This is a genomic window from Anaerotignum neopropionicum (assembly GCF_001571775.1).
Taxonomy (GTDB): domain Bacteria; phylum Bacillota; class Clostridia; order Lachnospirales; family Anaerotignaceae; genus Chakrabartyella; species Chakrabartyella neopropionicum.
Window position 1 is genome coordinate 1 of the sequence record NZ_LRVM01000003.1, and the last position, 24,077, is coordinate 24,077.

The 24,077-nt window shown below is 40.5% G+C and carries 17 protein-coding genes and 1 other annotated feature; of the genes, 15 read left to right on the forward strand and 2 right to left on the reverse strand.

Annotation, left to right across the window (positions count from 1 at the left end):
- Positions 1 to 537: 537 nt before the first annotated feature.
- The 8 genes from CLNEO_RS05780 to CLNEO_RS05815 all read left to right on the forward strand — a co-directional run bounded on the left by CLNEO_RS05780 (position 538) and on the right by CLNEO_RS05815 (position 11,111).
- Positions 538 to 1,503 carry a thiamine pyrophosphate-dependent dehydrogenase E1 component subunit alpha gene (locus CLNEO_RS05780; protein ID WP_066085835.1) on the forward strand — a complete coding sequence of 322 codons (966 nt, stop codon included), beginning with the start codon at positions 538 to 540 and terminating at the stop codon, positions 1,501 to 1,503.
- 33 nt (positions 1,504 to 1,536) lie between these two features.
- Positions 1,537 to 2,505, forward strand: a complete 969-nt coding sequence (locus tag CLNEO_RS05785; RefSeq protein WP_066085837.1) for an alpha-ketoacid dehydrogenase subunit beta — start codon at positions 1,537 to 1,539, stop codon at positions 2,503 to 2,505.
- A gap of 70 nt (positions 2,506 to 2,575) precedes the next feature.
- Complete coding sequence (locus CLNEO_RS05790; RefSeq protein ID WP_066085840.1) at positions 2,576 to 4,132, forward strand: 2-oxo acid dehydrogenase subunit E2; 1,557 nt, start codon at positions 2,576 to 2,578, stop codon at positions 4,130 to 4,132.
- Positions 4,133 to 4,191: 59 nt separating this feature from the next.
- Positions 4,192 to 5,595 carry a dihydrolipoyl dehydrogenase gene (gene lpdA, locus CLNEO_RS05795; RefSeq protein WP_066085842.1) on the forward strand — a complete coding sequence of 468 codons (1,404 nt, stop codon included), beginning with the start codon at positions 4,192 to 4,194 and terminating at the stop codon, positions 5,593 to 5,595.
- Between the two features lie 526 nt (positions 5,596 to 6,121).
- Positions 6,122 to 6,366, forward strand: a binding site (T-box leader).
- Positions 6,367 to 6,496: 130 nt separating this feature from the next.
- The gene (locus CLNEO_RS05800; RefSeq protein ID WP_066085845.1) at positions 6,497 to 7,495 is read left to right on the forward strand and encodes an ABC transporter substrate-binding protein; all 999 of its coding nucleotides are present in this window, start codon (positions 6,497 to 6,499) and stop codon (positions 7,493 to 7,495) included.
- Between the two features lie 43 nt (positions 7,496 to 7,538).
- A complete protein-coding gene (locus CLNEO_RS05805; protein ID WP_066085848.1) occupies positions 7,539 to 8,429 on the forward strand; it encodes an ABC transporter permease in 891 nt (296 codons plus the stop codon).
- Positions 8,422 to 9,195, forward strand: coding sequence for an ABC transporter ATP-binding protein (locus CLNEO_RS05810; RefSeq protein ID WP_066085852.1), 774 nt, complete (start codon positions 8,422 to 8,424; stop codon positions 9,193 to 9,195). Before CLNEO_RS05805 ends, CLNEO_RS05810 begins: the two co-directional genes overlap by 8 nt.
- A 404-nt stretch (positions 9,196 to 9,599) precedes the next feature.
- Positions 9,600 to 11,111 (forward strand): glutamate synthase-related protein, encoded by a 1,512-nt coding sequence (locus CLNEO_RS05815; RefSeq protein ID WP_066085854.1) that lies wholly within the window; start codon positions 9,600 to 9,602, stop codon positions 11,109 to 11,111.
- A gap of 177 nt (positions 11,112 to 11,288) precedes the next feature.
- Here CLNEO_RS05815 and CLNEO_RS05820 read toward each other — a convergent pair whose 3' ends face one another.
- Positions 11,289 to 12,536, reverse strand: a complete 1,248-nt coding sequence (locus CLNEO_RS05820; RefSeq protein WP_066085856.1) for a glycerate kinase type-2 family protein — start codon at positions 12,534 to 12,536, stop codon at positions 11,289 to 11,291.
- Positions 12,537 to 12,908: 372 nt separating this feature from the next.
- Between CLNEO_RS05820 and CLNEO_RS05825 the strand changes: the two genes are divergently transcribed.
- The 7 genes from CLNEO_RS05825 to CLNEO_RS05855 all read left to right on the forward strand — a co-directional run bounded on the left by CLNEO_RS05825 (position 12,909) and on the right by CLNEO_RS05855 (position 23,016).
- Positions 12,909 to 13,403 (forward strand): prolyl-tRNA synthetase associated domain-containing protein, encoded by a 495-nt coding sequence (locus CLNEO_RS05825; RefSeq protein ID WP_066085859.1) that lies wholly within the window; start codon positions 12,909 to 12,911, stop codon positions 13,401 to 13,403.
- A 162-nt stretch (positions 13,404 to 13,565) separates the two neighbouring features.
- The gene (gene miaB / locus CLNEO_RS05830; RefSeq protein WP_066085862.1) at positions 13,566 to 14,996 is read left to right on the forward strand and encodes a tRNA (N6-isopentenyl adenosine(37)-C2)-methylthiotransferase MiaB; all 1,431 of its coding nucleotides are present in this window, start codon (positions 13,566 to 13,568) and stop codon (positions 14,994 to 14,996) included.
- A gap of 9 nt (positions 14,997 to 15,005) precedes the next feature.
- Positions 15,006 to 15,407: a YlbF family regulator gene (locus tag CLNEO_RS05835; RefSeq protein ID WP_066085865.1), complete on the forward strand. Its 402-nt coding sequence runs from the start codon at positions 15,006 to 15,008 to the stop codon at positions 15,405 to 15,407.
- A 334-nt stretch (positions 15,408 to 15,741) separates the two neighbouring features.
- A complete protein-coding gene (gene mutS / locus CLNEO_RS05840) occupies positions 15,742 to 18,363 on the forward strand; it encodes a DNA mismatch repair protein MutS (protein WP_066085869.1) in 2,622 nt (873 codons plus the stop codon).
- Between the two features lie 17 nt (positions 18,364 to 18,380).
- Positions 18,381 to 20,318, forward strand: a complete 1,938-nt coding sequence (mutL, locus tag CLNEO_RS05845; RefSeq protein WP_066085871.1) for a DNA mismatch repair endonuclease MutL — start codon at positions 18,381 to 18,383, stop codon at positions 20,316 to 20,318.
- 11 nt (positions 20,319 to 20,329) lie between these two features.
- Positions 20,330 to 21,271: a tRNA (adenosine(37)-N6)-dimethylallyltransferase MiaA gene (gene miaA, locus CLNEO_RS05850; RefSeq protein WP_066085873.1), complete on the forward strand. Its 942-nt coding sequence runs from the start codon at positions 20,330 to 20,332 to the stop codon at positions 21,269 to 21,271.
- 206 nt (positions 21,272 to 21,477) lie between these two features.
- The gene (locus tag CLNEO_RS05855; RefSeq protein ID WP_066085876.1) at positions 21,478 to 23,016 is read left to right on the forward strand and encodes a D-alanyl-D-alanine carboxypeptidase family protein; all 1,539 of its coding nucleotides are present in this window, start codon (positions 21,478 to 21,480) and stop codon (positions 23,014 to 23,016) included.
- A gap of 122 nt (positions 23,017 to 23,138) precedes the next feature.
- Here CLNEO_RS05855 and CLNEO_RS05860 read toward each other — a convergent pair whose 3' ends face one another.
- Complete coding sequence (locus tag CLNEO_RS05860) at positions 23,139 to 24,023, reverse strand: DegV family protein (RefSeq protein WP_066085879.1); 885 nt, start codon at positions 24,021 to 24,023, stop codon at positions 23,139 to 23,141.
- Positions 24,024 to 24,077 lie beyond the last annotated feature (54 nt).

The following is a 24,077-nucleotide window of genomic DNA, read 5'->3' on the forward strand; positions in this document are numbered from 1 at the left end:
TTCCCATGTTGTATGTGCTAAACTATTATTAGTCATTTTGAATCCTCCTTTTGGTCTTTGATGTGGTTGGCAAACCTACATTTATTCTACCAAAGGAGGATTCGTGCTTACATCTAAAGAACAAACCTTTCCTACCACCGGCATAGCCGGTGGTTTTGTCAAGCTAAAGCGAACAAAAATAAAAAAGTGTTGTAATTTAACAACACTTTTTTTGTTGTTAAAAAAATATAAATAAAAATGGCTTTTGTATTCCAGTAAAAACAATGGAAAATGTATAAATTATAATACAAGAGTAACAAGTTAAGAAAGCATATGTAGGAAAAACGCGACAAGTGTAGAGTTTTTACAACACAAATTGTCAAAATAATAATAAAAAAATAAATTTCAAAACTTAACAATTTTTATTTTTATTTAGAAAACAAGAGGCTGTGTGGATTTTTCTATCGTGAAAAAATAGAAATGAATATTTGGCACAATAATTGCTGATATATTATAACAGTAAGAATTTAATTTACTAACTATATAGGAGGTTCTAATATGTCTTATTCAAAGGGATTTATAACAGATTTGTACAAAAATTTATTGTACATTAGATTGTCTGAAGAAAAATTGGTAGCAATTTATAAAGAGGGCAGAGTTCCAGGCCATATCCATAGTGGTGTTGGTCAGGAAGCAACCCATGTTGGTACGCTCTCCACAAGAAAAGAGGGAGATTATTTTAAGCTGGCACATCGTGTGGTTAGTATTTCCCATGTCTTGGGCGTGTCGTTTAACAATATTTACTCAGAAATTTTAGGCAGACAGGACGGTAACTCCCGCGGTGGCGGCGGTGTAAACCACATTGCGGATTTCAGCAAGGGCGTTTTGGGTATGAGCGGAACATTGGGCTGCGATATGGCTTTTGCCGTAGGCGCTGCTTATAAATTAAAGATGGAAGGGAAGGGCAATATTGTTTATTGCTATTATGGCGATGGAACTTCCAATCGTGGTCCTGTGCATGAAGCAATGAACTGGGCAGCGGCATGGAAATTACCTGTGTTGTTTATTTTAGATAACAATCAGTGGGCGATTTCTACTTGTATCCATGAATCATCTGCAGTGGAAAATCCGGGTGCGGATCGTGCGGCAGCGTATGGCATGACATCAAAGGTAGTAGAAGGCTGGGACGTTTTAGCAGTATACGAAGCTACAAAAGAATTGTCAGAATTTGTTCGTGCCGGCAATGGTCCTGCTCTTTTGGAGGCAAAGAACTATCGCTGGAGAGGCCATTTTGAGGGGGATCAGTGCAAGTACCGAGACTCTGAAATTACAGAAAAATGGCAGAAAAAGAGAAATTGCGTAAAAAAAATGGAGAATTATATGCTGGAGAATGGTTTTATCACTGAAGATGAAATCAAAGCATTGTATGGAGAGATTGATGCTGAGCTAGACGCAGCGGTAGAATTTGCGGAAGCATCTCCGAAAGCAACGGCAGAGGATCTTTTCAAGAATATTTTTGCTTAAATTTGATGGATAAAATCTAAGGAGGTTTCATTTATGCATGTAACATATGGTCAGGCAATTTCAGATGCCTTAAGAGAAGAAATGGAAAAGGACGAAAATATTGTTGTGTTTGGCGAGGACGTTGCCCAGCACGGCGGTATTTTTGGCATAACAAGAGGTTTATATGAGCTTTTTGGTGAAAACAGAGTAAAAAACACACCAATTTCTGAAACATCCATTATTGGTGTTGGTGCAGGTGCAGCATTAACAGGTCTAAGACCTTGCATTGAATTGATGTACTCTGACTTTTTATTAGTAGCGTTCAGCGAAATTTTCCACTGCGTTGCAAAGTGGAGATTTATGCACGGCCCTCAATACAAAATCCCTATGGTAATCCGTGCGGCGGCAGGTTCTGCCTTTGGTGCAGGCGCTGAGCATTCTAACTGCGTAGAAAGCTTATTTATGCATACCCCCGGGTTAATTATTATCAGCCCTTCCACAGCGGCAGATGCAAAAGGGCTTTTAAAGAGTGCCATTCGTTCCGACAACCCAGTTTTGTTCTTTGAACATAAGCAGTTATATCAGGTAAAGGAAGATATTCCTGATGGTGAATATACAATCCCTATCGGTGTTGCGGATATTAAAAGAGAGGGTACGGATGTTACCATTATTGCTATGGGCTTAATGGTGAGAAAGGCCTTGGAAGCAGCAGAAAAACTGGCAGCAGAGGGTATTAATGCAGAGGTTTTAGACCCTAGAACCATTGCACCTTTGGATAAGGATGCTATCCGTAAATCCGTAGAAAAAACCCACAGAGCAATTGTTGTGGAGGAAGGCAACAAAACAGGCGGTATTGGTGCAGAAATTGCTGCAATGATGCAGGAAGAGATGTACGATGAATTAGACGGCCCTGTTTTGAGAGTTGCGGCGTTAGACGTTCCTTTGCCCTACGATGTAGCGTTGGAACTGGTTTGTATTCCTAATGCAGACAAAATTGTGGAAGCGGTAAAGGCTTTGTTCTAATTTAGGTTACAAAAAAATCCAGAGAATAGGAGGGAACTGTGATCCCTAAGGGGGATTATGGGTAAAAAATATGAGCGTTGAATTAGTAATGCCCAAGGCTGGGTTGACTATGATTGAAGGCACAATTTCCACTTGGAAGGCGGAAGAGGGTGCAAGTGTAAAAAAAGGTGATGTGGTGATGGAGTTTGAAAACGAAAAAACCACCATGGAATGTGAAGCAAACGAAGACGGAATTTTGCATATTGCGGCACAAGCGGGGGCAGTGGTAAAGGTAGGCAAGCCCGTTGCTTTTATTGCCGCAAGCAAAGAAGAATACGAAAACCTGAAAAACGGCGGTAGTGTCCCACAGGCAGCGGCAGATTCTGTGACAGTCTCTGTGGATGCCGTGGAGGTTGTAATGCCCAAAGCAGGATTAACCATGATTGAAGGTGTGGTTGGGGAATGGAAGGCTGCCGAGGGTGAAACAGTGAAAAAAGGCCAGGCAATCTTTGATTTTGAAAACGAAAAAACCACCATGGAATGCGAAGCAACAGCTGACGGTATTTTACACCAGATTGCAAAAACAGGTGACACCGTTAAGGTTGGGCATACTGTAGCCTATATTGCGCCTTCAAAGGAAGCATATGATGCTTTGGCAAAGGGTGCTGTTCCCGGCAGTCACCCCATGTGCGCAAACGAATGTGAGGTTTGCCAAAGAGATGTAGCATTATCCATGGCAACGACTGCGCAGCAAGGAGGGAATGCCGTGGCAAAAGACGGACATATCAGAGCAACGGGCTTGGCCAGAAACATTGCAAAAGGTGCAGATGTTAATCTGGCTTTGGTTGGCGGCACAGGCCCAAATGGAAGAATTATTGCAAAGGACGTATATGCATATTTAGAAACAGCAAAGGCTGCACCGGTAGCTGCACCTGTGGTTAAGGCTGTACAGGCTACAGGCGAAGTAGTTAAAACCCTCTTAAGCGGACGCAGAAAATCCATTGCGAAAAACATGAGAAAGTGTTTTGAAACTATGGCACCCTTGACTGTATTTGCCGAGATCGACGTTACAGATTTGTTGACGATGCGACAGAAATATGTTGAAAAAGCAGATGTTTTGGGATGCAAGATTTCAGTAAACGATATGCTGATGCTTGCAACCGTAAAGATGCTGAAAAAACACCCTATGCTGAACTCCACCTTTGATGGTGAAACAATAAGCTCCTATCCTTATGTAAATTTGGGTATGGCTGTGGGCCTTGCAGAGGGCTTGGTAGTTCCCGTACTAAAGAATGCGGATCAGTATTCCTTACTGGAAATGAGTAAGGCCTTGCGCGATCTTGCACTAAGAGCAAAAGATGAAACACTGGTAGGAGGAGAACAATCAGGAGGAACCTTTACGGTAACAAACGTGGGTATGTTTAATATTGATTTCGGGACTCCTGTAATTTCTCCTCCTCAGGTGGGAATTTTAGGCTTTGGTACAGCAAAGAAAAAACTTGTGGAATACAAAGGCGAATTCTGCCCCAGAACAATGATGCATATCATGCTGACCTTCGACCATAGAGTTTTTGATGGCAGAGAAGCAGGCGAAGTTTTGGGCGATATGAAGCAATTATTGGAAAACCCTGAGTTGATTTTTGTATAAAATAAAGGAGGAAACGGTGTGGCTCTATTTGGAAAAATAGAGTCACCCGATCAATCATTATGACGAAAAAAACTAGTTTAATTGTAATTGGCGGCGGCCCTGGCGGATATGTGGCAGCAATCCGTGGGGCGCAGCTGGGAGCCGAAGTAACTTTAATTGAAAAAAACAAATTAGGTGGTACCTGCTTAAATGTTGGGTGCATTCCTACCAAGGCGTTGCTTCATGCGGCAGAGATTATGGAAGAAATGAACCATGCCGCTGAATATGGCATTAAGGTTAAGGCTGAGGGGTATGATTGGAAACAGGTTTTGGCGAAAAAGGGAGCCGTTGTAAATCAACTGGTAGGCGGTGTAACTGGCTTATTAAAGGTGAATAAGGTTAAGGTGATTGAGGGAGAAGCTTCCTTTATCGCTGCAAAAACCCTTTCTGTTAAAAAGAAGGATGGTAAGACAGAAACCTTGACCGCGGATAAAGTCATTATTGCCGCAGGCTCAGTTCCCGCCATTCCACCGATTCCAGGTGTTGAGGGAAACCCTGCCTGCATTGATTCAACGGCGGCACTTTCCTTGGAAAATCCCCCTAAAAGCCTTTTGGTTATCGGCGGCGGTGTCATTGGTATGGAGTTGGCAACAGCTTACAACGCTTTTGGTACAAAGGTTACTATCGTTGAAGCAATGCCCAAGCTTCTTCCCATGATGGACGGTGAATTGACTGCTACACTGCGTGGCTTAATGGAGAAAAAAGGCATTGAAATTCTGACAGAGGCAAAGGTACTTTCCGTTGGGAAATCCGGCGCGGATGCAGAGATTCAAGTAGACATCAAGGGTACAAAAAAGGCTTTTCAGGCAGAGAAGGTTTTGGTTGCCGTTGGGAGAAGAACAGATACTGCGGCGTTGCAGCTAGATAAAATCGGAATCCGTCATGATAGAGGCAAAATTCAAGTAAATGATTTTATGGAAACTAGTGTAAAGGATATTTATGCCATTGGTGATTGCCTTGGAAAGATCATGTTAGCTCATATTGCTTCTGTGCAAGGTGAGCTGGCGGCGGAAAATGCTTTGGGACACAAAGCAAGCTTCGACAGTAAAACAAATCCTTCCTGTGTCTATACCATGCCTGAGTTTGCGGGGGTTGGTTTAACAGAAGAAGGGGCAAAGGAAAAAGGCATTGCCTACGGTGTGGGAAATTTCCCTTTGTTTGCCAATGGAAAGGCTTTAATTGCCAACGGTGGTGTTGGCGCAATTAAAATTTTGTATGGCAAAAAGTATAACGAAATTCTTGGAGTCCATATTCTTGGTCCAAGGGCAACGGATATGATTGGTGAGGCGGCACTCGCCATAGGTTTGGAAGCAACCTTAGAAGAGGTAATCAATACAATTCATGCCCATCCAACCGTAACGGAGGCTGTGCGTGAAGCGGCTTTGACAGCTGAGAAAAGAGCAATTCATATTCCGAATAAATAATTTTTTATTTCGCACATTATGCGAGCAAAGGCAGAAGTCCTATTCCTTCCCTGAAAATCAAATTGATTTTGTTATAGGAACTTTTGTGTGTTAGAGCATGATTTTAATACAATTTAGTTTAAAATACTTGATTTCTGGCACTTTCCATAATGAAATACAGTTTTAATCGCAGTATAGTCATTAACTTCAAAATGAAAAGTTTTTGTCATAAATTTTTCGAAGAGTGTGTTTAAACGTATTTTAATGGCTTCCCCAAGTATGGTACACTTTGCTCGCATTTTATTTTACAAAGAAGAAAAATGTAGTTTTCTCAGAACGTAGACAAAGTGAAACCCTTGACCCATCTGCTGGCTTTTGCGATGCAAAAGCCAGCTTCGCCGTCTGCCCTTTCTTGGGCAGTGAGGAGACAAAGCCCAAGGTTTGCTAAACGCGAAAGCCTGCTAAGGCAATTCTTTATTTTTCAGAAATAAAGCAACAAAAGACTCTTGACTTTTAAAAGAAGCGTGCTATAATTACTTTAACTAAAACAAAACCGATGATTAAGAAGAGTAGCCTTTTAGTTCGCTTTTAGAGAGTTGCAGGTGGTGGGATTGCGACAGGAGAGCATTTGGTGAATGGACTTATGAGGGCGGGCGAAAGCTTAGGCAAGTAGTACCCGACGGGAACCGTACCCGTTATCCAGACGGGCTGTATTTTTGTACAGTGAACGAGTGGACGATTTACTTCGTCAATTTGGGTGGTATCGCAGGATTCTCAAGTCTTGTCCCATGATATGGGATAAGACTTTTTCTTTTGTCTATAAATGAGAATATGTAATACATAAGATTCCCTTGGACGGTTACATAGGTTTAGATAAGACGAGAATAGAAAATAATTAGACGAGAAAAAAGGAGAGCGTAGTATGAAAAAATTTATGGCAATGACATTGACAGCAGTAATAGGTATGGCGGCTTTCACTGGCTGTGGCAGTACCGGTAGCAGCGGCGAGGCTGGGAAAGAAGGCGAAAGTGCAGCGATTCCCGTAATTGGCATTTCTCAGTATGGTCAACATGCTTCCTTAGACAATTGCCGCGAAGGCTTTTTGAAAGGGTTGGAAGAAAGTGGCTTGGTGGAAGGCAAGGATTTTACAGTGGATTATCAAAATGCAGGGTTTGATGATAATATTGCAACACAGATTGCCCAGAACTTTTCCGCAAATAATGTTGCTTTAATGTGTGCAATTGCAACACCTTCTGCAACAGCTTGCTATGCAGCTGCCGAGGACAAAAATATTCCTGTAATCTTTACGGCAATCACAGATCCTGTGAAGGCAAAATTAAACGAAGGGAATATCACAGGCACAAGCGATAAGCTTCCTGTAGAAGCACAGCTTGAATTGATTCGTTCCTTGCAACCGGAAGCAAAAACAATTGGTATTTTATATACAACCAGTGAACCAAACTCTGTTTCTGCAATAGCAGAATATCAGGAAAAAGCGCCTGAATATGGTTTTACCATTGAAACGATTGGTGTTACGCAGCAGGCTGAAGTGCTACAGGCTGCAGATAGCATGATTGCAAAGGGTGTAGACTGTATTTCAAACTTGACAGACAATACAGTAGTAGGTGTATTGCCCTCTATTTTAGAGAAAACCAATGATGCAAAAATCCCTGTTTACGGCAGTGAAATTGAGCAGGTGAAATTGGGTTGCGTGGCTTCTGCAGGTATTGATTATGTTGCATTAGGTGTGCAGACAGGGGCAATGGCCGCTAAGGTTTTGAAGGGCGAAGCAACTGCAGAGGAAATACCTTACGAAACAATTACCAATTTTGACACATATATTAATTCCCCGGCTTTAGCAGATATGGGAATTAAAGTTCCTGCTGATATGGCACAAAAAGCAATCGAAGCAACAAAGTAAGCCTTTTCCTTGGGGGAAAGAGGTGAATGAAAGAGGTTTTAGTATGGTTTTTGTTGATTTATTGATTAGTACACTCACACAAGGGTTTATTTACGCCTTGCTGTCTTATGGTGTGTTTATCACATATAAAATATTGGATTTTCCTGATTTAACTGTTGATGGAAGCTTTCCTTTGGGTGCGGCAATTACAGGGGTGCTTATGTTAAACGGAATGAATCCATATCTAGTGCTTTTGGTATCCGCCGCATTTGGTGCTTTCGCAGGTTTTGTAACAGGCTTTATCCATGTCAGGCTAGGTGTAAGAGATCTTTTGGCAGGTATCATTACAATGACGGCGTTGTTTTCAATTAATTTGCAAATTGCAGGCTCAAATCTTGCAATAGAACGGGCCGTTGATACCATTTTTACGGCAGGGCCAACGATGACACTATTAGGATCTTTGTCATTAATGCAACGCAAGTTTATTGTTGCTTTGATTATAGCGGTGGTTGTAAAAATCCTTTTAGACTTGTATCTGAAAACAAAAAGCGGTTTGCTTTTACGAGCGGTGGGGGATAACAGCACTTTGGTTACAACCTTGGCGAAGGATAAAGGAACAACGAAGATTTTAGGTTTAGTGATTGCCAATGCTTTGGTTGCCCTTTGCGGCAGTGTGGTTTGTCAGGAACAGAGAGCCTTTGCAAGCACAATGGGGACTGGGCAGGTTGTATTTGGCTTGGCAACGGTTATTATCGGCACCACGCTATTTCGACGCTTTCATTTTGTGAAGGGAACCACTGCCGTTTTGGTAGGCAGCGTTTTTTATAAAATCTGTATCCAGGTGGCAATCAGCTTGGGGCTTCCCGCAAACCTTCTAAAATTAGTTATGGCTGTACTGTTTTTGGCTGTCCTTATTTTGGGCGACAAAAAGAAAGGCGGTGCAGAATATGCTTGAGCTAAAAAACATCACAAAAATCTACAATCCTGGTCAAATCACTGAGATGTGCTTGTTTGATAAGTTTAACCTTACTGTGAATGATGGACAGTTTGTTTCCATTGTAGGCAGCAACGGCAGTGGAAAAACCTCCATGTTAAACATCATTTGCGGCAGTATTCCCATTGAAGGCGGAGAGGTTTTGGTTGGCGACAAAGATATTGCAAAAATGAAGGATTATCAGCGTTACCGCTCCATCGGGCGTGTATACCAGAATCCCTCCATGGGCACTTGTCCCAACTTAACCATGCTGGAAAATATGTCTTTGGCAGATAATAAGGGAAAACAGTTTGGACTTTCTTTTGGAATCAATAAGGCGAGAGAAAATTATTACAAAGAGCAGCTTTCTATTTTGGGTTTAGGCTTGGAAAATAAAATGAATGTGAAGCTGGGAGCGCTTTCCGGAGGACAGCGTCAAGCGGCGGCGTTAATTATGTCAACCTTAACGCCCATTGAATTTTTGATATTAGATGAACATACGGCTGCGTTAGACCCTAAAACAGCGGAAATTATTATGGAATTAACAGGTAAAGTTGTGAAAGAAAAAAAGATCACTGCCATGATGGTAACCCATAATTTACGCTATGCCGTTGAATACGGAAACCGCTTAATTATGATGGATAAGGGTGGAATCGTTTTGGATAGCGCGGAAGAAGAAAAGAAAAAAATGAAAGTAGAAGATATTTTGGAAATATTTACTTCAATCAGCATTGAGTGCGGCAACTAAGCCGCACTTTTTTCATGGTGAAAATATGCGTTGGACGTGTGGATCGAAAACTGACATATTGAATGATGGCTCTATGATTCATCCAAGTAGTTGATTCAATTATTGAAAGCATTTTAGAAGTGTTAGGGAAGCACTGATTCATTCCGTGTGCACAGCTAATTGGTAATTTTCCATTGGACATCATCAGAGAGCCCCTGGGCAGCGTTGCTATTCCTACGTTTTTTTCCTTGTCAATTAAAAAACTCCTCCACCATCTGCGCACCTTTCATTAAACCAGCACTTTGTTAGAATTATTTTTGGGGGGAAATCTAATACTATTCTATACAAGCCCATAAATAAGTGGTAAAATTTTACTGAGATGAAAAGAATTTATCTTAAAAATTTCAAAGAAAGGGATGTTTTGTATGTCGTATTCGCCAACGTTGTCATCCGGTTTTACATCAGGGAGAAATTCAAGTCGGTTTATTTCGCCCTTGTCGGGAATGTGCTCTTTTTGCGCAGAGGATTGTAATGGAACTTGCGAAATTGCTTTGGCAGCAGTATTGGGGGCAAGAACGGTTTACCCCATCACTACAGGGAGCAATCAAATTGCTAGTGAAAAAGATTACCCCTTGGATTATTCACATTTTAATATTAACGGACGGGTTTTTGGCGCAGTGGGAACCAATAAACCTGAGGAAGAACTGACCGTTTTTGATGTAAATTTAAAAACGAAATATGGGGCGAAAAATAAAATTGAAATGGATTTACCTATAATTTTGCCTGCACTCATTAAGTTAAATTGGCAGGATTATTTTGGCGGCGCCGCAATGGCGGGGGTAAGCTGTGTGATTGGAGAAGATGCCAGAAATAATGATCCACGGCTTGTGATTTGCAATGGAAAAATCACTGAATTTCCCCTTCTACAGGAAATCATGGATTGCTATTCACCCTATTATCGCGGTTGCGGGCAGTTGATTTTACAGTGTAACGCTGATGACAATTATTTAGGTGTTCCTGAAATAGCAATCAAGAAATATGGTTACGAAGCAATTGAAATTAAATTTGGACAGGGTGCAAAGGGTGTACAGCCACTAAAAAGGTTGAAAAATTACGAGATGGCTTTGGAAAAACAGGCAATTGGTTGTTTGGTTCATCCTGACCCCTCTAATCCCAAGATCAAACAGGCCAATGAAAACGGCGTATGTCCTGGTTTTTATACCTGCGGAAGGTTTCCTGCTTGGACGGAGGAAAACATAAAGCTACATATTGAAGTCTTAAGGGAAATGGGTGCGAAAAATATTTATTTCAAAATGGCCGGCTATGATGAGGTAGACTTAGAACGGGTGCTTCGTATGGCTTGCATAAATGAAGTTGATATGGTAACCTTTGATGGAGCCGGTGGTGGCTCAGGCTACAGCCCTTCTAAGATGATGAATGAGTGGTCATATCCAACCGTTGTTCTTGAGAAAAAGGTTGTGGAAATCTGTAAAAAGCTTGAAAAAGAAGGCTTGCAGCTTCCCGCTATTACCATAACGGGAGGTTTTGCCAGTGAGGATCAGGTATTTAAAGCCCTTGCCCTTGGCGAAGGATATATTACTTCCGTAGGTCTATGCAGAGCTGCAATGGCTGCTGCCATGACAGGGAAGAAAATTGGTGAGCAAATAAAGACAGGCAAGGTTCCAGAACAGTTCAAAGGCTTTGGTGAAACAGCGGAAGAAATCTTTAGTGATTTGCCTGATTTATGCGGGATTTATGGAGAAGGGGCGAAACGCTTTTCTACAGGCGCAATCGGCGTGTTTTCTTACTTAAATAAAATAGGTTTTGGGGTGCAGCATTTTACGGCATTAAACAGAAAATTTGATGTGTCATTGCTTAACTGTGCGGATTTAATTCCGCTGACTTTGGAAGGGGAAAATTTGTTACATTCAAAATAGCATTTTGAGTTTTTGATCTTCAAAAGGAAAGCAAATCATTTGAGTGGTTTTAAGAGGAAATAAATGCAGAAAAAGGCTTGTCTCGCACAAGCCTTTTTCTGCATTTAAAAAATTTTGTAATACACTCAGAAATCTGAAAACTGTTTTTTGGGAAATCAATTTGGGCTTAAGTTTTAGCTACTTGCATAAAAGGAAATATAAATCATTGACATTGGTTCCCGTTGGTCCTGTAACCACCAAAGCATTAGCAATCGCCAGCGCGCGATTTGAGTCATTTTGCGCTAAAACATCATCAATGGCTATGCCTGCTCCATCTAAAATTACCTTTGTTTGTCCATCAACTAAGCCGCCTGCGGCATCTGTTGGCCCGTCTGTGCCATCAGAGCCCACGGCACCAATTACAATATCTTCCATTCCGGCAATGGATGCCGCTGCGGATAATGCCAATTCTTGATTTCTTCCACCTTTTCCTGGTCCCGTAATTTTTACAACAGTTTCGCCGCCGCAAATAATGGCGCAAGGCCCTTTTAATGGAAAACCCTCTTGTTGAATTGTCTTGCCGATAGATGCCAAAAAGCGTCCGGCTTCCTTTGCCTCGCAATCAACAAAGGTGGACAAAATCAATGGGGCATAGCCCAAAGCTTTTGCCTCTGCTGCGGCAGCAAAGCAAAGCTCCTTTACGCTGCCTGTAATCAACATAGTGCTATTTGGAACTTCCTTTGGTGTTTCAACGGAAAGTTGTTTTTTCATCTCCCCAGAAAGGGTCAGCCCATATTTTTCGACAATTGCAAAAGCTTCTTCGCAGGTGGAACGGTCAGCACAGGTAGGCCCTGAGGCAATAGAATCCGGCCTATCGCCTAGAATATCACTTAGAGCAATGGTGTAAACTTGGGCAGGAGCACAAAGAGCGGCAAATTTTCCACCTTTTACCGCTGAAAGGTGCTTGCGAACTGTATTGATTTCCACAATATCAGCACCGCATTTGAGCAATTCATCCGTAATTTGCAAAAAATCCTTCAAATCTAAATTGCCTGCCGGTTTTTCGAATAAAGCCGAACCACCGCCGGAAACTAAAAATATAACCGTGTCCTCCGAGGATAGATTAGAAACGGCATCGATTATTTTTTCCGTTCCTAAAATGGTGTTTTCATCGGGAAGTGGATGAGAGGCTTCTAAAATAGAAAATCCCTTAATATCACCTTGTGCGTGGTGGTATTTGGTAAGGACAATACCTTTTTCAATGCGGTTTCCAAGGATTTCCTCTGCGGAATTTGCCATATTCCATGCGGCTTTTCCGATTGCAATAACAATTACTTTTCCCAAAAAGGTTTTTCCTTCCAATGCACGTTTTACAGCAGAATCGGGCAAAACTCTTTGTATTGAACTATGAATAATTTTCTTAGCATCTTCTTTGATTTGTCTCATAGGAGTACCTCCCTTGGTTGTTTTTTTTATTATAGCACATTTTATTATTTTCAGTATAAAAAGAGGAAAGAAAAAAGAGCCAAATTGGCTCTTTTAAAAGGGGAGGGTATGTATTACTATGTTATTTGCTTTATCCTTGCTTCTCTTAAGGATGATTCTATGATAAAATATGTTTATGAATTGGGTATGTAGGGTTTATGAACATTTTGTTAACAATTTTATATTTAAAAAATATTTTGATCAAGTGAGTTTTTAAGGACTTTTGCCCGTGTATGTTTCGGTAATTAATTTGTTTTTTCTGAATAATTCAGATTATTCTATTTGAATTTTATGGTATGATTGCATCAATTGCAAAAGAAAGAAGGGAAATAAATGATCGGTAAAGAAGAAATTAGAAAGCTGCTGGATGCAAAAAGGATTTCATATGAGTGGATAGACCATGAAGCGGCATATACCATTGAAGATATGGTGCGTATGGGGTTAGACAAAGATATGGACGTTGCAAAAAATCTTTTTTTACGTGACGCGAAGGGCGAAAAGCATTTTCTTGTTGTTGTACGTGCCGATAAAAAGGTGGATTTAAAAGCGTTTGGAACATCGTTTGGCTTAGCAAGGCTTTCTTTTGCTTCGGAAGAACGACTGAAAAAGCATTTGGGACTGAAAAAGGGCGCGGTAACGCCCTTGGGAATTCTAAACGATACAGAAAAAAAGGTTACAGTTTATTTTGACAAAGACTTCTTGGGTATGGATAGAATTGGTGTCCATCCCAATGATAATACTGCATCTGTCTATTTATCGGTAAAAGACCTTTTTGATATTATAAAAGACCATGGAAATGAATTGGAAGTCGTTGAAATACCACACTGAAACAAGGCTTGCTAAAATTTCGATTGGTAGACAAAAATATAGAAAATTATTAAAAAATGAGATTGAATTTGTATTAAGAAAAAATTCGTTGAGCCAACTAAATTTCTGTGCTATACTAGAAAATAGTGAGTTTGCCAAAAAATGCATTGAAAGGAAAGAACCATGAGGGATACAAAAAAAGAAGTCGCTGTGGATGAATCGGAATTATTTCGGCAGCTGGAATATATGCATAAGATTCGTGAAATTAATGACGCATATGAAAGTAAAACAGGGATAAAAAAGAAATTTTACAGCCTGGCGATGGGCTGCCAGATGAATGCTCATGATTCAGAAAAGCTGGAAGGCATGCTGGATGAAATGGGCTATGAGAGAACAAATGAGGAAACGGAAGCAGATTTTGTTATTTATAATACCTGTTGTGTGCGTGAAAATGCAGAGCAGAAGGTTTATGGAAAATTAGGCTGGTTAAAGCATTATAAAAAGGACAAGCCCGATACGTTGATTGCTTTGTGTGGTTGTATGATGCAGCAGGATACGGTTTTGAGCACGCTGCGTCAAAAGTATCGTCATGTGGATGTTGTATTTGGCACATATAATCTATATAAATTGCCGGAGCTAATAAATTCACGCATGGAAAGCGGAGATTCGGTTTATGATATTTGGCAGGAGCAGGAAGAAATTGTTGAGGATTTACCAAGCATTCGCCATTTTCCCTATAAGGCTTCAGTCAATATTGTTTTTGGTTGCAATAACTTCTGTACCTATTGCATTGTGCCCTATGTGCGTGGCAGAGAACGAAGCCGTATGCCGGAGGATATTTTGAATGAAGTGAAGAAGTTGGCGGCGGATGGTGTGAAGGAAATTGTGCTGCTGGGTCAGAATGTAAACTCCTACGGTAAAAATTTGGACGATTCTGTTAGTTTTGCAAAACTTTTGCGTAAAATAAGTGATATTGAGGGAATTGAGCGAATTCGTTTTATGACCTCCCATCCAAAAGACTTATCAGATGAGTTAATAGAAGTGATGAGGGATTGCCCTAAGATTTGCAAAAGTCTACACCTCCCTGTGCAATCGGGTAGCAGTGAAATTTTGCGCCGCATGAACCGAAAATATTCAAAGGAATCTTATCTGGAAACCGTGCGAAAGATAAAAGAAGCAATGCCGGAAATCACATTAAGTACGGATATAATTGTTGGTTTTCCGGGTGAAACTGAGGAGGATTTTCAAGAAACATTAGACGTAATTCGTAAGGTTGGATATTCTACGGCATATACCTTCATTTATTCCAAACGCACAGGAACGCCGGCTGCCTTGATGGACAATCAGGTAAGCGATGAGGTCATAAAAGATCGATTCGATCGTATGTTAAATGTATTAAACCCTATGATTCATGAATTAAACGAAAAACTGGTAGGGAAAGTGGTTACCGTTTTGGCGGAAGAAATTAGCAAGAATAATGCAAATGTGTTGACGGGAAGGGCGGATAATAATGCCCTTGTGCATTTTGAAGGCAATAAAGATTTGATCGGGCAATTGATACCCGTTAAGATCGTTGAAAATAAAACTTTTTATTTTATTGCAGAAAGGATTTAAGGTGATAATATGGCATCTGTTTATGAGTTAGCAAGAAATTTAGGCGAAGAGTTAAAAAACACGCCTCAGGTTATGGAGCTTATGAGTGCAAAAAAGGCTTATGAAGAAAGCCCCGAAATCGCTGCCGCAGTGGAAGAATATACAAGATTGCACCAGGAATTTGAAGCAAAAATGCAAAAAGGTGGTATTTCCGCAGAGGAACAAAAAGCTTTCTCCGAGGATATGGCAAAAAGAGGCGAGGAAATTAGAAACAATAAGATTGCTGCTGATTTGTTTGCTGCTGAAATGAATTTTAATAACTTTATGAATTCCATTTTCACAATCGTTACTTCCACTTTGACAGGTGAAGAGCCTGCTGAGAGTGGTTGCAGTCCCAGTGCGTGTGCATCATGCGGCGGAGGCTGCCACTAATTAATTGAACGAGCGTTTAAAAGATGCCCGAGCTCCCTTGCGGGGTTCGGGCTTTTACATATTTATTAATTAAGAAAAATCAAACTGCTTTATTATGAAAATTCTATAAAATGGGGTCAAGGATTTATTGAGCATGGCCAAAAGAGTAGAAACACGGATTTTTAAAATTATTCATTTGGAGATTTTAAATATAGAAACAGTCCGACGAAATGATTTTGTGATTTAAATTTGAAAATTCAATTATTGCACGTCTTGAAGACAGAAAGAGAAAGTGCTTTTTCTTTCCAGTGCAATATTTAGGAATATAATGTTGAGTGAAAAAGGAGGGGCGATCATGGCAAAAATTACGCCTATGATGCAGCAATACTTTGAAATCAAAGAGAACTATAAGCATTGCCTGCTTTTTTTTCGGTTAGGTGATTTTTATGAAATGTTTTTTGAAGATGCCTTGATTGCTTCAAAGGAACTGGAAATTACCTTAACAGGTAAGGATTGGGGGCAAGAGGAGCGGGCACCCATGTGCGGTGTGCCCTTTCATTCTGCCGACGGTTACATAGCAAGGTTGGTGGAAAAAGGCTATAAGGTTGCAATTTGTGAACAGGTGGAGGACCCTAAGCTGGCAAAGGGCATTGTAAAACGTGACGTTGTTCGGGTTATTACCCCGGGAACGGTTTTGGATAATGCGGTTTTGGATGAACGAAAAAACAATTATATTCTTGCTGTTTACAGCAGTCAAGCAGGTTATGGTATTGCAGCCTGCGATGTGAGTACAGGTGAATTTCAGACGACGGAATTTATGAGTATACAGGCGGCAAATAAAATTCTGGATGAGATTGCTCGCTTTTCCCCTGCGGAGGTGATTTGCAACGAGGCCTTTTTAAACAATCCTCTTGCCAAGGAAATACAAGGGAAATTTAATTATTACTTCAATGATATAGATAGCCGTATGTTTGATTTTGCAACGGCGAAGAATACGATTTTAAAGCACTTTCACGTTCAAACCCTAGATGGCTTTGGTTTGAATAAAAAGCTTGCTGCTGTGGCAGCGGCTGGGGGGCTGCTTTGGTATCTTTTGGAAACACAGAAAAATAATTTGGATCATATTTCCACGGTAAAATATTATACAACCGGTGATTTTATGCTGCTGGATGTTTCCAGCCGCAGAAATTTAGAGCTGACGGAAACTATGCGTGAAAAAAACCGTAAAGGTTCCTTGCTTTGGGTTTTGGATAAAACACAAACTGCAATGGGAGCTAGACTTTTGCGTAAATGGGTAGAGCAGCCCTTGCTTTCTGCCAAAGAGATACAAAAACGACTAGACGGTGTGGAGGAACTTTACACAGATTTATTCTTGCGGGAAGAAATAAAGGATATTTTACGCTCTATGTATGATTTTGAGCGCATTATGAGCCGTGTCATATTTCAAAGCGCCAATGCAAGGGATTTGTGGGCTTTGAAGAACTCCATTGAAAATCTGCCCCAATTGAAACACATCTTGACAAGATGCAAAAGTCCATATTTAATGGAGCTTTGCCAAAAGCTTGATTCTTTGGAAAATATTCATTCGTTAATTGAGCAGGCAATCGTAGAAGATCCCCCCTTTTCTGTAAGAGAAGGCGGTATGATTAAACAGGGCTTTCATGCTGAGCTGGACACCTACACCCAGGCCAAGGAAAAGGGCACCACATGGATTCAGCAGATGGAAGATGAGGAAAGAGAAAAAACTGGCATCAAAAATTTAAAAATTCGTTATAACAAGGTTTTTGGTTATTATATTGAGATTACAAAGTCAAACATTAAGGATGCTCCCCTACATTATATCCGCAAGCAAACCCTTGCCAATTGTGAAAGATACATCACCCCTGAATTAAATCAGTTGGCGGAGGTGATTTTGGGTTCAGAAGAAAAAATTGTTACTGTAGAGTATCAAATTTTTACGGAAATACGAAACGCAGTTGCTGCGGAGGTTGAGCGTATTCAATATTGCGCTTACATTGTATCGGTGGTTGATGCACTGCAATCCTTTGCCGAGGTGGCTCAGAGCATGAATTATGTAAAGCCTGTGGTGGATGAAGGAGATATTATTTCTGTTACAGCGGGACGCCATCCCGTTGTGGAAAAAATGATACAGGGACAGTTTATTCCTAATGATATTTATTTAGATAAAGAGGAAACCCGCTTGGCAATTATTACAGGACCCAATATGGCGGGAAAATCAACTTATATGCGCCAAACGGCATTGATTGTTTTGATGGCGCAAATTGGTTGTTTTGTTCCTGCCCAGGCGGCACATATTGGAATTGTGGACAGGATTTTTACCAGAGTCGGTGCGTCTGATGATTTGAGTGCAGGGCAGAGTACCTTTATGGTGGAAATGTCTGAAGTTGCAAACATTTTAAATAATGCCACTGAAAAAAGCCTTTTAATTTTAGACGAAATCGGCCGTGGAACCAGTACCTTTGACGGCTTAAGCATTGCTTGGGCAGTTTTGGAGTATATAGCCGATGAAAAGCAAATTGGGGCAAAAACCCTTTTTGCCACCCACTATCATGAGCTTTCTGAGCTTGAGGGTAAGCTTTCGGGGGTGAAAAATTATTGTATTGCCGTTCAGGAGATGGGGGAAGATATTATTTTCCTCCGAAAAATCAAACGGGGCGGTGCAGACCATAGCTATGGTGTTCAAGTTGCAAAGCTTGCTGGCCTGCCGCCAAAGGTAATTCGTCGTAGCGGACAGATTTTAAAGCAGTTAAACGCTGCCGATATTACAAAAAAAGCGAAAAAAATTGCTGTGGAAGCGCAGGAACAGGCAGAGGAAGCAGCAAAGCAAATAGATATGTTTTCCATAAAAGAAAATCAAATGATAGATGAACTTTCCAAGCTGGATGTCATGGCAATGACTCCCATTGAAGCATTGCAGACCCTTTTTGAATTGCAAAAGAAAGCGAAGGGAATGTAGTAGGAAGGAGGATTTCCTTGCAAACCATAAAAATACTAGATACTAAAACAATAAACAAAATCGCGGCGGGAGAAGTGGTGGAAGGGCCGAAATCCGTCGTGAAGGAATTGGTGGAAAATTCCATTGATGCAGGAGCAACCTCTGTAACCGTAGAAATCAAGGAGGGCGGCATTTCCTATATCCGCATTATGGATAATGGCAGTGGCATTCCAAAGGAGCAGGTGAAAACGGCTTTTTTGCGCCATGCTACCAGTAAAATGAGTGAAATTGAGGATTTGGAGCATATTTTTACGCTGGGGTTTCGTGGCGAAGCCTTAGCCAGTATTTCTGCGGTTTCCCAAGTGGAGATTGTAACAAAGACAAGAAATGAGGAAACAGGCACCTTCCTTGAAATCAGTGGAGGGGAAATTAAAAATATTCAAGATACTTCTTGCATGGAAGGAACTACCATTATCGTAAAGAATTTATTTTACAATGTTCCTGCAAGACGAAAATTTTTGAAGAAACCTGCTACAGAAAGCGGTTTTGTTTCAGATTTAATGAATAAAATGGCCTTGGGGCATCCTGAGGTTTCCTTCCGATATATCAATAATGATACAACCATGCTGCATACGGCAGGAAATGGGGACTTAAAGGCTTCGGTTTTTTATGTTTATGGGAAAGAAGCTGCAAACAGCATGCTTCCCCTGTGCTATAAAAAAGAGGAGTATGGCCTTACTGGTTTAATTGGTAAGCCCGAGCTTTCCAGAGGAAACCGAAGCTACGAAAATTTGTTTATAAATGGTAGGTTTATCAAAAACAAGGTCGTGGCAACGGCGGTGGAGGATGCCTATAAAACTCGCTTACTTATTGGGAAATTCCCTGTCTTTGTTTTGAGTTTGGAAGTGCCGCCCAGCCAGGTGGATGTAAATGTGCATCCTGCAAAGCTGGAGGTTCGCTTTAAAAATGATGATGAAATATATGATTTTTTCTATGATGCAGTCATAAAAACTATGGAGCAGCAGATTTTAATTCCTCAGGTAGGCTGGGATAAAAAACCAACGGAAAAATCCATAGAAAAAAGTTTTGTGGCAGAACAGCAAAAAATTGAGGATATTCCTACTTATAAAAATGTGTCATACCCTGTTTGGGAAGCTGCAAATACGACTTGTGGTATAGGAAAAACGGTGGATCAGCTTCTAAAAAGACAGCCTACCATGGAGAACCAGGTGCATCAAGCACCCGAGGCCTTTTTGATTGAGCCTGGGGTTATTGGTGAAAAAACAAAGAGCATTCAAACAGAGCAAAATCAAGTGCTAACCGGAAATGCTTCAAGGTTTTCGGAGGGATTCCATGAGAAGATAGAGGCGGAAGTCCCTAAGGTTGAACCGTTTTTTAAGCAGTACAAAATTATTGGACAGTTATTTCAAACCTATTGGATGATTGAGCAAGATGATTGTTTGTATTTAATTGATCAGCATGCCGCTCATGAGCGCATTTTATTCGAAGAATTAATGAACCGTTTTCAAGGGGAAAGCGTTGTTTCTCAAAAGCTTTTGGTGCCGCAAATGTTGAACTTATCTGCCACCGAGATTGAAATTTTAAAAGAAAATATTTCTCTTTTGGAGGATTTTGGGTTTGAGTTTGAGTTATTTGCTTCAAATCAGTATGCGTTAAAGGCTGTACCGTATTTGTTAAAGGAGCCAGGCGGCGCAGGATTCTTTACAGAGATTTTAGACAGTCTTTCGGAGCAAAAAATACGCTCTGTTTATGATATGAAGCTATTAGCTGTGGCAACGATGGCTTGCAAAGCCGCAGTCAAGGGGCATGATAGGTTAAGCTTCCAAGAAGCAGAGGCGATGATCGGGCGGCTGTTAAAGCTGGAAAATCCATTTACATGCCCTCATGGACGCCCCACAATTATTGAAATGACGAAATACGAACTGGAAAAGAAATTTAAAAGAATCCAGAATTAAAGGGTGATAGAATGAAAAAACCTTTCGTAATTATTGGAGGCCCCACTGCTTGTGGGAAAACTGCAATGTCTATTGAACTGGCCAAGAGGATTGACGGAGAAATTATTTCTGCCGATTCCATGCAGGTATACCATTTTATGGATATTGGAACAGCGAAGGTAACAGAAGCCGAAAAACAGGGGGTTCCCCACTATTTGGTGGACGAGCTGTACCCCGATGAGGAATACAACGTTATGATCTTTCAGCAAAAAGCAAAGATATATATGGATCAAATTTGGGGAAAAGGTAAAATTCCAATTTTGGTTGGTGGTACAGGCTTCTATATCAATGCTTTATTGTATGATAATGATTTTACGGAAACAGAAAATGATACGTCATTTCGAAAGGCATGTTATGCCCAAGCAAAAAACGAGGGCCCGGAGGCTTTGTTTCAACGCCTAGAAAAGGTTGACCCTGAATATGCCAAAATTATTCATGCAAATAATATTAAGCGGGTGGCGCGTGCATTGGAATATCACTTCCTTACAGGCGAAAAATTTTCAAAGCATAACGCAGAACAAAAGCAAAAAGAAAGCCCTTACAACGCTGCTGTAATTATTTTGACCATGGAGCGAGAAAAGCTTTATGAGCGCATTGATTACAGAGTCGATTTGATGATGGAGCAGGGCTTATTGGATGAAGTGAAAAATCTTTTGGAAAAAGGCTATTCCCCTGGTTTGGTTTCTATGCAAGGGCTTGGCTATAAGGAGTTTGTACCGTATTTTCAAGGAGAATGTTCCTTGAATGAGGCTGTGGCGCAATTGAAAAAAGGCACCCGTCATTTTGCGAAGCGCCAGCTTACATGGTTTCGCCGACAAATTGACGGATTGTGGGTAGATTTATCCAAGACGGATTTCCCTATGGCAATGACGGATATTTTAGACTATTTGAAGGAAAAGAACATTTTAGAATGATATTTGAAAAAAATGCAGGGTTTTTTCAAAAAAATGAAGTTATTCATTTTAGGATTTGACTTTGTGCGTACAGCTTTATAAACAGAAGCAGATTTGAATAACTATTTAATAGGTAATTTTAGCTTACAAATATTTAATTAATAACGAAGAATTTACAGCGTTACACAGAGCGTTTTAAAAATTAGAGGGAAGAAAGGATATGCAAAATGAAAAAGTTTCTTTTGAAAAAAATCAGCTTGCTGCTAATAGTTATCTTGTCATTTGGGATTGCCGGGTGCGGCAAAAAGGATGAACCGATATCAGAAAATATAGAAAATGATGTGCAGGATACTACACCCCTTGATGCTGCTGCCGTGTCAGACGCTTTTGCGCTGCATGCTGCCTTTAGTCAGGCGAATAATGTGCCGGAGGTTACTGCACAAACAGCAATTTTAGTGGAACCATCATCAGGTACAATCCTTTTTGAAAAAGGTGCAAAGGAAAAGATGTATCCGGCCAGCACGACAAAAATGATTACGGCCCTTGTGACAATGGATTATTTTAAAGAGGATGAATTAATTACCATTGGTAGTGAGATAAATGAAGTATCCCTTGATTCAAGTAAGGCCGGACATATTGTTGGGGAAACAATAACCATTAAAAATTTAATTCGTGGGTTAATCATTCCTTCAGGCAATGATACTGCCAATGTTTTGGCGGCGGCAGTTGCAAAACGTGTTCAAAGCAATGATAATTTGACTTTTGCAGAAAGCCAGAAAATTTTTGCAGAACTTATGAATAAAAGGGCGAAGGAATTAGGTGCGGTAAATACTCATTTTACCAATGCCCATGGGTATCATGATGAAAACCACTACAGTTGCGCCTATGATATGGCATTGTTTGCCTGTGCTTATTTAGAAAACAGCACTTTGAAAGAAATTGCAAACGAAAAGAGCTTTGCCGGCAATGGTGCGGATAATATGTTTCAGCAAAGCGAGGGAATGAAAACCCAAAATTACGCTTGGCGTAGTCACAACCTTTTGATTACGGATAATGAATATAATTACAGCTATGCATCCGGCATTAAAACCGGCTTCACCAACGAAGCCGGAGATTGTGTTGCGGCGGCGGCGGAAAAAGACGGGGAGACTTTGGTTGCCATCATATTTAATTCTCCTGATCCTGGGCGTTGGTTGGATGGTAAAAATTTGTTTGAATTTGGTTTTAATGAGTATGAAAGGGCAGAGCTTGGTAAAACAGCTGAAGTTTTGGAATCTATGCCTTTGACCAAGCATAACCGCTTAGAAGGGGATACATTGGATGTGGTATTCAATCAGGATGTTGTAACATATCTTCCCACAGGGACATCTGATGGAGTGGAAAAAACCATTGTATACGACGAAAAATATTTAGATGTAAACAAGGATGGGGTTTCGAAATTGAAAGCACCTATTGCAAAAGGTGAAAAAATCGGAACCGCTACCTTCCAAATTGACTCAAAAACAGTTTTGTCGGAGGATGTTTATGCAGGACGTGAAGTAACAAAGGGAACAATTTTGAGCAGTATCAAATATTTCTTTAAAAACTTTACCTCCATTGTTTTTTCAAAGAAAGGGCTCATGGGCTTGGCAGGCTTTATAGTTGTTATTGTTTTGATCTTTATTATTTTCCGTATTGTCAGCAACAGAAGAAAAAGATACTCAAGAGGATATACGTTTCAGAAGCATTCTTCTCGCAAAGGTGGACGTAGACGCAGAAGGTTTTAATTGTATTCGATAAAAACCACCATAAGTTCAGTTTTTTCATTTGTAGAAAAATAGAAAGCTGGTATCAGTTTCGATTGATACCAGCTTTTTTATATTTTCGACTAGCAGTAGTTCAAAAGAATTTAAAAGCATTCGTGCTTTTTAATATAACAAATACCAATTGCCGTAGGGCCGGCATGGGTTCCGATGGTAATTCCAACCTGCGCCAAAGGAGGGGAAATAAGCTCAAAACCTTCGGCAATTAATTCATTTGCCAATTCCTCCGTAGCTTCTTTTCTTTCTTTTTCCGCATAGAGCATAAGTAAGCGATATTGTTCTTTTTTATCGCCTATTTCTTGACGTGTCATGTCCATAATGGTACGGAGGGCTTTTTTATGGCCCCGCACTTTGCTTTCCGGTAACAACTCGCCGTGCTGCGCAACAATAATGGGCTTGATATTTAAAATTGTGCCCGCCAATGCCGCAGCTTTTCCAATTCTCCCGCCTTTTTGTAAATGCTCCAAAGAATCAACGGTAAAATTTATTTTCGTTGTTCCCTTGATTACATCAATTTTTTCTAATTGCTGATCTAAGGTAAAGCCTTTGTTACGCATACGAATTGTTTCCCAAACCAATAAGCCTTGCACGCCTGTAACGTTTCTGGAGTCTAAAACTTCAATTCGCGCCTCGGGAAATGCCTCTTCTAAAATGTTTTTTGCATTCACTGCGCTCTGATAGGAACCGCTGAAATTTGAGGTTAAGCACAAACAAAGAATGTCTTTTCCCTCTTTTAAATATGGTTCAAAAACATCTATGTAGTCTTGTATGGTGGGTTGAGATGTTTTAGGAAAGAGCGCACTCTCGTTAATTTTCTCGTAAAAAGCATTTGGTATTAATTCATAAATTTCTTTATAATATGTTTCACCATCAAAGGAAACAAAATAAGGGACTATTCCTAGTCCATTTTCTTTAATAAGCTCCGGCGCAATGTCACAGGAGCTGTCAGAAATAATTTGATATGGTCGCATAGAGTACCTCCATGATATTTTTAATCACCTACAAGTTATTCTATTCTAAATCAA